This is a genomic window from Erysipelothrix sp. strain 2 (EsS2-7-Brazil) (assembly GCF_016617655.1).
GTDB lineage: Bacteria > Bacillota_I > Bacilli_A > Erysipelotrichales > Erysipelotrichaceae > Erysipelothrix > Erysipelothrix piscisicarius.
The window spans coordinates 3,695-16,139 of the sequence record NZ_SCFT01000004.1 but is presented as its reverse complement, the minus strand read 5'-3'; the positions used below and the strand labels follow the sequence as shown (position 1 = coordinate 16,139).

General features: G+C 35.4%; 3 protein-coding genes and 2 pseudogenes. 4 read left to right on the top strand and 1 reads right to left on the bottom strand.

Annotation, left to right across the window (positions count from 1 at the left end):
- Positions 1-807 (top strand): Ig-like domain-containing protein (locus tag EPJ90_RS02745; protein WP_200542541.1); only part of this gene is annotated, 807 nt, incomplete at its 5' end.
- A gap of 815 nt (positions 808-1,622) precedes the next feature.
- A pseudogene (locus tag EPJ90_RS08555) lies at positions 1,623-2,196 on the top strand (IS30 family transposase); the annotation flags it as partial.
- Here the strand turns inward: EPJ90_RS08555 and EPJ90_RS02735 are convergent.
- On the bottom strand, positions 2,169-2,444 hold the full coding sequence (locus tag EPJ90_RS02735; RefSeq protein WP_200542540.1) for a hypothetical protein: 276 nt from the start codon (positions 2,442-2,444) through the stop codon (positions 2,169-2,171). The pseudogene EPJ90_RS08555 and the gene EPJ90_RS02735 overlap by 28 nt on opposite strands.
- 390 nt (positions 2,445-2,834) lie before the next feature.
- Here EPJ90_RS02735 and EPJ90_RS08550 point away from each other — a divergent pair, with 390 nt between their 5' ends.
- Positions 2,835-10,637, top strand: coding sequence for an MSCRAMM family protein (locus tag EPJ90_RS08550; RefSeq protein WP_244660369.1), 7,803 nt, complete (start codon positions 2,835-2,837; stop codon positions 10,635-10,637).
- A gap of 354 nt (positions 10,638-10,991) precedes the next feature.
- Positions 10,992-12,445, top strand: a pseudogene (locus EPJ90_RS02690) (GA module-containing protein); the annotation flags it as partial.

Here is a 12,445-nt window from a genome sequence, read left to right as displayed (position 1 = left end):
GGTGATGAAATCATCATTACTGATGGTAAAGGTAAAGAAATCGGAAAAGGCACTGTCAAGTCAGATGGAACGTTTGATGTGAAAACAGAACGCCCATTAGAACCTAATGAAGTGATTACAATCACACCCCAAACGGATGGGAAAGCAGGAACATCTACCAAAGAGACGGTATTTGATAAAGATGCTCATAAACCAACGGTGAATAAACCGAATTCGGGTGAAACCAATGTGACTGGAAAAGGAACCCCAGGTGATGAAATCATCATTACTGATGGTAAAGGTAAAGAAATCGGAAAAGGTACGGTTGATTCGGAAGGTAACTTTGATGTGAAAACAGAACGACCATTAGAACCTAATGAAGTGATTACAATCACACCCCAAACGGATGGGAAAGCAGGGACACCTATAAGTCTTAAAGTCTTTGACAAATATAGTCATAAGCCAGATCTTAACCCAATGAAAGATGGCGATGAATTAGTTTCTGGAACCGGAGTGGCTGGTGATGTAGTTATTATAATTGATTCAAAAGGTAATGAAATCGGAAAAGGTAGAGTTAATATACTTGGGAAATTTTCAATCAAATTAAATCGCAAACTGAGCGGAGGAGAAGAAATCTCTGCTATTCCTTATACAGATGGTATGAGAGGAGCTATGATTACTAAATCTGTAATGCATCAAAGTGATAGCAAAAATGTTCTTCCGCCGGCCGGAATAAGTAATAATTACTCATTCTTACTTTTAGGACTTTTACAAATAGTTTTTGGAATTAAAATATATCCAAAGAGAATGAGTGAAAAAGAATTATAATTAGACCTAAATTCTAAAAAAGTGCTCATTGAGAAACTATAGATTCGATCTCATAAACTTAGAGACACTTGGAAAACGCGGAGAAATTACCGCATCTTTAATTCAACGATCTTTAATTTACAATGTAGATAAACCTACTTCGAGAGTTATTAAATCTTCACCCCGTTTATGATAACGGGGTGTTTTTTTGTTATCGGTTTATAAAACCACACGCTATTCGTCTCAGAACCTATACTTATAGAGTTGTAACAGAAAAAAACCTCCATGTTATTGTAAATCTTACTAACAATCGCAAATATAAACAAGGAGATCATAACTTGGCACCAAGAAAGAAAGTTGATGAGTAAACTGAGCATGTTATTCACGTTTTCGGTGATAGTTAAAAGATTTATGGAACACGTAAAATAAAGACAATACTAGTCCAAGAAGTATCTGTCTTATAACGCAGACAAGTATCGGGAATTTGATGTTTGTAAACAGTTTGAAGTAAGAGTTAGTGACCCAACCTATGTAAGCGATGGATATAGCTAGAATTACATCTGCACCACTACTATTGATTTATATATTCGTGAGATTGTGGGACACAGTTGTGGACAAAAGAAAAATAGCAAATTGATTCATAAGGCGTTTGCGAAGATAAATTTAAGTTTAAGATTGACTTAATACTTTCATTCATATAGAGGATGTGAGTTTGGAAAATTGTTGAGTGGTATAACTCCAAATTGCTTCATGCAATAGGACACCGTTAGAATAGAAGCGACATTCTACTACTAATTTGTATAGATCTGTTGCCATTTCAAGGTGAAATCTAAACCAAACCAAATGGAATGTATTATATGAGAAGAAAACGTAAAAAGAGAATGAGTGGAATAATGAGACGCTTGAGATGGAAATTGAAAAAAACGGTACTTCAAATTAGCCTAATACCTAAATACACTTAGAAACGTGACGAGATCGGTCATTTCTTATCGACTCTATCATCGATAAGAAACAAAAAGCTATAGCGATAATACAGATTGAAGACCGATGCTCAAATATGCCCGAGATTATTAAAGTAGAATATCCAAATTATTATTACACATCAAACAAAATTCGGAAATCTATTGAAGAAAATAAAATAACAAACAAATTGATAACAGTAGATGATGGACTTGAATTTAAAACATTAGGGTTACAGTTAGGCGGTTGGGTGTGAAGATATATAAGTGTGATCCGTACTGTTCTTTTCAAAGTGGAACTAATAAACGCGCGAATGCAATCACACGAGGGTTTATACCAAAAGGAAAATCGATGTATAATATTTGCTTCAAAATTGCCTCAGTGTCGCGACAAATATTTGAGGTCAAAAAGATTAAACAACTTTATTTTTTCTTTCGGAATCGATTTTGATTTGCAATGAGTATCAAACCAATTACAAAACAAGCGATGGCACCATAGAGGGGTGCATCGGGGAGTCCATAGGGTGGTAGCGTTTTAACACCGTTACTGTGTGCTGGAAGTTCATGATTGCTTTGAGTAGAACGGGAATCTTGACTTGTAACAAAAACTTGTGAAGAGTGAGTGTTGATCGGACTTGAGTAAATAGGGGTTGTAAAAATAGAAACCATGCTTAGAATCGAAAAAAATGTTTGTTTCATAGTAGACCTCCACAAAAAAAAGGGATTATTAGTACCTTATACAGGTATCATACCAACGATTCTGTAAAGAATGAAACGAAATACTCTGAAAGACTTAATCGATTTACAAGATAATATTTCAAATTTACCAACTAAATGTAGCCCTATATGACAGTTTTGTAATGTTTTTCTAACAATTGTCACGAATGTTTCACCTAATTGCACTAATGGTGATTTAAAGGCTCTATGTGTTTGGTAATGTATCTCTATTAGCCTCTTTAAATACTTGTGTGATATATATTTCACAAATATAACCAATAATAATGATAGGATACTTTAAAGTCTATATCATTTTCATCACGTGTACGATGTACGATTTTATGAAAAATTATTTAGAAAAGAGGAGACACTATGTTATTTACGAAGAACCGTAAAATGCGACCGGTGAGTATCGTCGCATTAGTATTCGTACTAATTGTATCGCAATTGACAATTTCTGCTAATGTACCTGAGGAGGAGCTTCCCCACGAAGCGATGCTAACTGCGGTGATTGATTCCAAACAATCGAATGTCGTGATCGAATCACCTACGAAACCTTACACAGCGAAGGTAGCATTGACATTGAATTTCAGTGATTCAGAATGGATTAAAATTAAGGAAGAATTTAATCCACTCGTGTTTAATGTGCCCAACGAAGTTACCCTAGTCCATGTTGAGGATCCAGTACATACGGATAAAGACTTAAAGGCTGAAACCCTTCAAGATTTAACTCAAATTAAGGTCAAAGAAGAAACGAATGGATTCAGTTTCGATTTTAAAGATGTAGACGTTAATCCACAGTCGTTTAAAGTGGTGTATGAAATTCTTATTAATGAAGACTTAAAGATGGTTGATGGACAAAAATATCCAGCTATTGGATCCATTTTAGATCAATTAAGAACTGAAATCGATTCATTAGAATCACAAACAGATTATGTAAATGATGAAGATGAAAAGACACCCCCAAATGAAGTGAGCGATCCTAAGGAAGATAAAATTGATGAAAACGTGCCAGTATCGAATGAAACAAAGCCGGTACTCACAGGTGAAATTGAGTTGAATCTTAAAGGCGAACCACACGCTAAACTTCGGTATAAGAGTCAATTAATCAGTGAAAAAAATCCTGTGAAAATGGATAGTTATACAAATGAATCAAAAGATTTTAGTGTTGATATTTTCACAGATGACAAAGAATTTGTAGAAATTAGCTATAAAGTTAAATTAGACCAAGACTCACTTGATAAAATAACTGCAGATTCCACTATTTTTGATTTCCATTATTTAGAAAATGGAGAACGTGCTATATATAAATACGAACATGATTTTCCAGAAGAAATAACTCTTTTTACTGCGACCCAAGAGCAATTCATCATTAGTGACAAATTAGAGGAATACAGTACATCGAAGTTTGTACGTAAAAACCCAACATCAAATGATGGAACATTTAAACTTATTGTTGATGAATTACTTATATCAAACGAAGAGGCAGGTATTGAAGATCAGTATCGTTTCCAAAATTTAATTTCGTACAAAATTAACAGTTATATTTCTGATGAAATTATGAAAGGGACAGATTTAGATACGATTAAAGAAAGTTTAAAAGAAGGATTTGAATTTGCTACCGATGAGTACATGTTTAATCAATATTCTTTTAAGCAAATGGATAAATCAGAACTTGATAAACTCGAAAATTATCCACTTGTAATCAATGACTTTATTGCTTCAGGAAATAAAATTGAAGAAACATTCCCGGTTCAGCCAATCGGTGGCAGTGATCATAAACTGCAGGAAGCTGGGTTTAGCGAGATTAATGGAGGCTTAGAATTAAAATGGGAAGGGATTTTAAATTCAAGTCGTAACCATACGATGAACAACTTAAATCTTGCTTTCACAGTTCCACAAATTGTGAAAACATCTGGTCTTGAAAATTGGGATGTTAAGACGAAAGTAGTCATTAGCTACTTTAATGTTAAGAATGATGGTACGTTAGAACCTTGTAATCAATATCCTTCAGTTTCAGAAGAATTTAAGAATACATCAACTCAAGGAATTGAAGCTATTGAAATTCCGCTGGTTGAAAAAAATATTGTTGTAAAATATTTTGTAACGCAAACGTATATCAATGATAATCTGCAATTAGAAATTGAAGGGAATCAGTTGGGAAGACTCACAGCGTCACTCGACAACAAGCAGCTGCTACGTTCAGCAGACAATAAAAAAGTATATCCAAATTCAATCATCATAAAAGGTGAGAAGCGTGAGGAGGCAATGCCAACCAGTTTAATTTGGGATATTCGATATAATAATAATGAATTGGTTCGTAAGGAAAATGATGGGTTTAATTTTAGAATAAATAAAGATACCATTAAAGCTTACCGTGCAAACCAAGAAGATAAGTATATCGAGATTCCGGCAACCTACGACACAATGAAGTTTAAACATAGCGTAATCGTTGATGGTAAACCGATTGATGAGGATGGTCGTTTTGATGTGGTCTGGAATGATGAAGGGACAGAAGCGCAATTCCGTCTTAAGTCGAAAGAGACGTTATCGGAACCCGTAATGTTTAGTATTATTCTAGAAAATGAAATCAATAAGGAATACCAACCAGGTAAGACGATTCGTGATGAATTAGTGGATTCACCAAGTCTTAAGTTTGAAGGTGACGCAGAAGCGAAGTCTTTTACAAATGGACAGGAAATCACAGGCACTGAGCCTACAGAAGCTGAATTAAAGGAACGCGAAGCAACAAATTATTTAGTATTGTTGGATAAAAAACCTGTTATGATTGACTATCGAACCAAAGAAGTCATTTGGGGAGCCTCCATCAATACAACAACAGCTCACCGTATCGGACTACCAGGACTTTCCTATATAGACAAATTTGGGGAAGGACTTGAATTTGAACCGATGGATCGTGAGCATAAATTGCTTTTATTTAAAATTGATCCAGTGGAGAATTCATACCGTGAGTATGAACAATTCCGCCATGAAGTTCAAAAACTCATGGATGATTCAAAACTCGAATCAGAAGACATTTTTACTGCTGTTACTGAATTACTAGAGAAACCTTTAGTTGAAGAAGGTGAGTCGGACAAAACTTACGGTCAAGTTGCACAGTTACTCGATGATACATTAGTGGGATATGCTTCTCTTGAAGATCGAGAATCGTTACGTACAAAAGAATATATTGTTTCTCGACCGAAAGCTGATCCAACTTATGTTGATAAGATAAAAGGTATCGTTCTTAATGGTGATGGTAATGATGAACATCATTCTGATCCAACCAAAAATGATCTTACGAAAGATGCCGATATACGTGTTGACTTTGTTGATTCCGATAAAGCAGTCGGAAGTGGAGGAGGAGACGATAACACTTATTTTATTCTTTATAAAACAAAACTCCATAGTGATAAGCCAATGGATAACGTATCCAATCTTGGACAATTAATATTTGCTTCTTGGGTTCCAGGTGAAGGCAATATGATAACTTGGAAAGGTGGAGGCCACGTTTCAAAACAAGATTTAGGTGAGGTTGCGAAGTATAATACAATCCCTAAAAAAGAAGGAGTTGTAAAGGTAGTTAAAGATAATGAATTAAATCGTGAACGTTTAGCTGTTGAATGGACCGTCAACTTTAACTACGACATTGATCATCGTCGTATTGATCGTGTTCAGATGGATGTTGAAGATCGCATCGATAAAAAATTGGTTTCATCAGATCAAGCCAACCTTCAAAATGCTCAACTAAATTTAGAAAAAATTGAGAAACTTGAGTTTAAGGCTTTTGCAGTAGACAAAGAAGGGAATATTACAGAAGCTAAAGACGATGACGGAAAACCAATTATTAAAGAGGCAATTGTAGGTGAGGATCTAAAAATCACCGAAGATGAACAGTATATTCGTTACCATATTAATAAAGAAATGAATCCAAAATATATTTATCAATTTAAGTTAATTACCTTTATTGATACGGATGCTGTACCATCACAAACAAATTGTACTAATAAATCAAAAGTAAGCATGAGCGGAAACTTTACCAATCACGTTGCCTATGACCGGGCAATTATTCCTGATGGAGCACTCCAAGGTGATGTTGGTGAAGCGGAGGCAAATGTAACTTTTGATGAAAAAGTGCGGGTTAAAAAAGAAGGAATTCATGATCCACAATCAGGATTCCGCCAACAAATCAAATGGACGCTGACTTTGAATGAAACATATGAGGCGATGTCAGGTCTTAAAATTACGGATACACTCGAAAAGTTTCATACTTTCGCATTTGTTGATAATGATAACGAACTCGGAAAACTTAATGAAGGTGAAGCAACACTCACTAACTTTAAGTATGAAAAGTTTAAGTCGGGTCGCTGGGAAACTGTTAAACCACAGGACTATAGTTTTGAACTTGTTAATTTAAGTGGAGCAAATGATCTTCTAGATGATTGGAACACAGGCGAAAGTGGTTTTATCCTTAGGTTTTTAGAGGAAATTACTGTGCCGATTCGCATTTCTTATGCCACATTTGGTCAGGTGGTCTCGGATACAGAACTTCCGTTAAAAAATCTTGCCAAGATTGAATACCAAACTGGGGCGAAAGCGATAGAACATAATGTAGAAGCTGAAGTCAGCTTTAATATTAATGATTCAGGCACATCCTATGATGACGAGCGCATGGATTTGGGATTGTCTCTTCGTTACAACGATAATCAGCAAACAGATCCTAAGGATTTAGATGCTGGAACACCCATTAATAATGGAGAAATTGAAAAAGCAATTATAATTCTTTATCGTTACCAATCGGGATTACCGGATAATCATCATATTTACCGTATTGGTCGACCCAATTCAGATGGTTATCTAGAGTTTAAGGATTTAGAGTCGGGAAATTATATCATTAAGCAGTATGGAACTGCCAAAGCTTATTCTGTACCCAATTCGCTTGGATTTGTTAGTTCGAACCGAAATAAAGATAAAGATCATTCGGTAATTATTGATAAGAGTACACTTGAGTCTGGCAAGCTGGTTAATATAAATCTTGAAAAGAAAACAAATTTATTGAGTCTTTTCCGTAATGATACACAGGTTGAAAAACAGGATTTCGCAATTTATAATACGACCCCTGTTTTTGAAGTTAAAAATGAAGCGATTACTACAAATGACCAGTTTAAACCGAAAGAAGATCCGTTTGCTAATATCAATATGACAGTAACAGATACTTCAAATCACGAACAAACGTTTAAGTCCGATGATAGTGGTGTCTTTAAGGTTGGTACGGTTAATGGGGAAGGCGAACGTATTGATTTTGGTAAATATGCACTTTCACAACCTGAGCAACCCTTGAAGGGTTTCATCCATAATACTGAGACGGTAGAACATGAAATTAATTCAAACCCAAATGGAACTGTGGATGCAACAAGTAAAGTCGCTAAGTATCAAAATTATAATGCGGTTGCGATCTTAAATGTCGTAAAACGTGGAACGACAGATCCAATTGAAAACAGCTCGTTTAATCTTTATAAGAAAGACGACGACGGAAAGTGGATTGCTTACGATACGATTTATTCAGGTACTAAAAATAACGATGTCTATGAGGTTAAAAATGGTACAGCAACATTCTACAACCTTGAGACAGGTGCTTATAAGTTAGAGCAGGTTTCTGTCGATGGTCATTATTTACTCAATACGAAAGCACTAGAGTTTTTTGCATATGGACCTGAAGTCTTGACGATGAGTCAAGAAGGAAAACCAGAACCTATGGAAATCCAATTCGATAATACCTCAATGCAAGTGAACATCTTCAATAAAATCGAAGATACCTTGATTGAAGGGTCAAAATTTAAACTTGTAAAAGAGAATGTTGAGGTGGGTACCTTTACGATAACAGATAAAGATGCGGGTTATTCCTTGCCACTTGGACCTGGATCGTATTCATTGACGCAAATCGCAACAACTCAAAACCGTCCGCTCAATAAAAAATCTCAAACATTCACAATTGTTGAGAATGAAGAAGATGAAACGAAGATGGAACTTGTGTTTATGAACCATTTAGGCTCAATTGACATACAGTCCCATGGAACCGATGGATCATCGATTGATATTGAACACGTGGTCATCCAAGGGCCAGAAGGTGCGCTAACTGTCGGGCAACGTGGAGGATTATATAGTGGAAAATACGAAGTTGAAGAAATCAAATTAAACGAAGCATGGATTTACGTGGATACTGAACCGAAGTTTATAATTCCGGGGGAATATGATGAACCGACGGAACTCGATCAGGTCGTATCCATTTATGGAACCCAAGCAGAGTTTATTTACGCTAATAGCGATGGTGATGATCAGACGGTTGGATTGCTAACAGATGGAGAATTCAGCTTAACAAACACTGCAAATCAATCCGTTATCATGAACAGTAATCAAACATTTAAACACGTAAGACCAGGAACTTATGACTTCCAACAAACCAAAGCCCCAGCAGGTTATGGCTTGAACACGGAAATTCATGAAACGATTACTGTACCGGAAACTGTTAATGCAGATGAGGTTAAAATCGATCCAATAAAACACACTGTGGAGCCTTGGGTCTATGATCTCAAAGATTTTAAAAACTATCGTGGAATGGTTTCACTTGTAAAAACATCAGGTGAAGATGCTACCGTCCTTGAAGGCGTCGAGTTTGATCTCTATCAAGACAACAAACTGTTAATTGAGGGGTTAAAAACAAATGCTTTAGGAGAGATTAATGTGGGTGCATTGGCACCGGGTAGTTACTATTTTATAGAAACGAAGGGAGATGGCAATCACACCATCTCAGATCAACACTATTCATTTACCATTGCATCAGAAAATAAAGGTGTTTATCCAATTCAAGAAGTTGGGGTCAAAAACTACTATGCGAATGCAGTCTTCAAAAATACGGATCCAGCACTACTGGAAACTTATACAACGGGACACTTCAGCCTGTTTGAAAAAACCGATTCGGGTTGGGTTGCATACCCTGAGTACACTGATTTCACAATAGAAACAGGCAAGTCGTTGTTTGAAATTAAAGGGATTAAGCCGGGTGAGTACAAGTTACTCCAAACACAGGCTCCCGACCAAACAATTCGCAATACCTTTGAATATGAATTTAAAATTCCAACATTTAAACCTTCAACTGAGGCAGAACGTGTGAATATTACGTTAGATGATTACATTAATTATCAAGGAAGTCTCGAAATAGCTTTTGAGGATGAAAACGGTTCTTATAAAAAGGACGTTGTAGGTACTTATGGTGATTTACAAACGCCTGTAGTCGGTAAAGATGGGAGTTTAGTTCTTACACATCTTAGCCCAGGAAATCATGTTCTTACATTTACGAAAGCCGAAGATGCAATAGTGTATGATGAAAATATAAGCGAAGTTATTCCATCCGAAGCGATGAATGACGAAAAGATTGACATCAAAGCAATCGTACGTGTTGTGTATGGGCGTCTTGAAGTTAATTTAGAAGACGGTGACTCCCATGAACCTCTAGATTCTGGAAGTTATCATCTTAATGAGCTAAAGTATGATGTCAATTCAAAAGGGATGCTACAAGTTAATGATCTTGGTCCAGGTTCATATACACTTTCACAGATAAAGGCAGCCGACGACTACATTTTAAATTTGGAAAATAATGTAGCGTTTAGTTTGCCAAATACAGTACATGAACTGGAAAATGCGCAAATTAATAATATGGGTTCATTCCCATATGTGGTCTTGGATTCGCTGACACATGTCAACTATCAAGCACGCGTGGTCATTCACAAAACAGATGATCAACATGTCCCTTTAGAAGGGGTTACCTTTACGATGATGAAAAACGATCAAGCAAACACCGTTAAAACCAATGCAGACGGTATTGCAATGATAAGTCATATAAGTCCTGGATCCTATGTTCTAGAAGAGACTGAAACTCTTGAAGGCTATCAACTTGTTACTGATACGATTGATATTATTGTTCCAAGTAGCTTTGCAGGGAAACCAGACGATTTCGAATTTAAAGTGATTAATAATCGAATTGAGGTGTTACCTCCAGCTGGTATTGGATCAACACGATTGATGACTGTTGGCGGAGTTATCGCTTTAGGTCTCGGTCTCATTGCATTTACAAAGCATCGACGTAATCTCAAAGATAAAGATGATGTTAGATCCTAGTTAAAAATTATAAATTATATATTTTGAGGATTCATACTTAAATAGGTATGAATCCTTTTTTATTTAAACACACGATTATTTATTACTTTTTAATGATTAATCGTAAAATAATGCTTTAGCAATAATACTATAATTTCAAACAAATAACAGCCTTCGAAAAGTCAAATAAATGGTATGTGGTGCTTTTAAAACGGTTCTTTGTACTTCGAAGTAAAATTATTGTGAAATAAAGGTAGTATATTTGGAAACTATATTTATGTATGTTATGGTTTAGGCAAACACATAAGGAGGTTAACCGAGGATATTAGTCTAGTATTTAGTGGAATTTTTATTTGTAAAGGAGTCTAACAGATAATGAAAAAAAATAATTTTGTGAATAAGATAATGAGCACCGCCTTAGTTTTCGTTTTACTTGTCTCAAGCGTTGCATTGAACCAAAGTTATACAATATCAGCACAAGAAAACGAGGAGCTTTTCCCATTCCGTGGAAACAAACTACAAAATCCTTATATACGGTATACTGGAACGGATAAAACGATACCTAGTTGGAAAATTGCTTACACCAATAATATATATAGCGGTGAATCTACGGGTACAATAAGTAATAAAATTAGTAATAATTATAGAGATGTTGGAAAACCCAATTTTTTAGTTGGTGAAAAAAACGATTCAGAATCATCGGTTTTTAGATCAAAATCGATGCGTGAAGATGGCGCAACAACTGCTGAAAATGCAGCGTTTTTATTGTTGGGTCAAACCATTCAACTTCAATCGGGATTTGAGTATTATTTTAGAGCAGAATTAAAAAGTCCGAAAGGCAGTAATAATGGAGTACTTAATATCTATCCTGGAACTGCAACATCGGGTAAAGGTGGATTGGCTGCAGAGACCTTTAATGTTACAAATAAGTTACAAATAGTGAGTCTGCCGTTCACGCCTACGGGAGATGGCAAGGTGACTGTTTCGTTACGCCATTTTGCGAATAAGGATAAAAATACAAATTTAGAAATCCATCGTATGGGATTCTTTTTAAAAGATGATTATTTAATTCAAGAAGAAGCACATGCCTTGTTTAATGATAGTGATTTTACGGAGTTGATAGGAAGTGATACGAGTGAAATTCAAAAAAATATTGATGCTATACGTGCAAAAATAACAGCATCTGGAAATCCCTATGCGAGTGATGTTAAGGGATATGTAAATGAATTATTAGATAAAGCACAAGCGTTACTTGATCAAGCTAAAAAAATCGAACGTGATATTAATGCGACTTATGAGAATTTTGAGGATCGTGTACTAAAAGGCGATGTGACACAGGATACAATTGATGAGTTAAAAAATAGGATTAATTCGGTTGCAAGTCCAGGCTTAAATGAAAAACTAACCAATGATTTAAAAGAACTTGAGCGCGTTTATGAATTACAGGAGTTAAAACCTGTACTCAAACAGGAACTTGAAAGTAAAGCAGATGATGCTATAAAAAAAATTGAAAACTTACAAAATGTTTCTGAGGATGAAAAAAATGAAAAAATCGCTGCAATTAAGAAAGAATTAGAAAACGGAAAAATAGCGATTGATGGTGCCAAGAAACGTGAAGATGCAATAAGTGGTAAGGATACTTCATCGTTAAATATTGAAAAAATAGTAAATGAAATTAGCCTCGTTGATCAGAAGAATAATTCAAAATCAGATCTTGACAAGAAAGCAGAAGATGCGAAAAAAGAAATCGATAAGTTACCAAATTTAACGGAAGAAGAAAAGCAAACTGCAAAAGAAGCGATAGATCAAAAAACAAAAGAAGGTAAAGA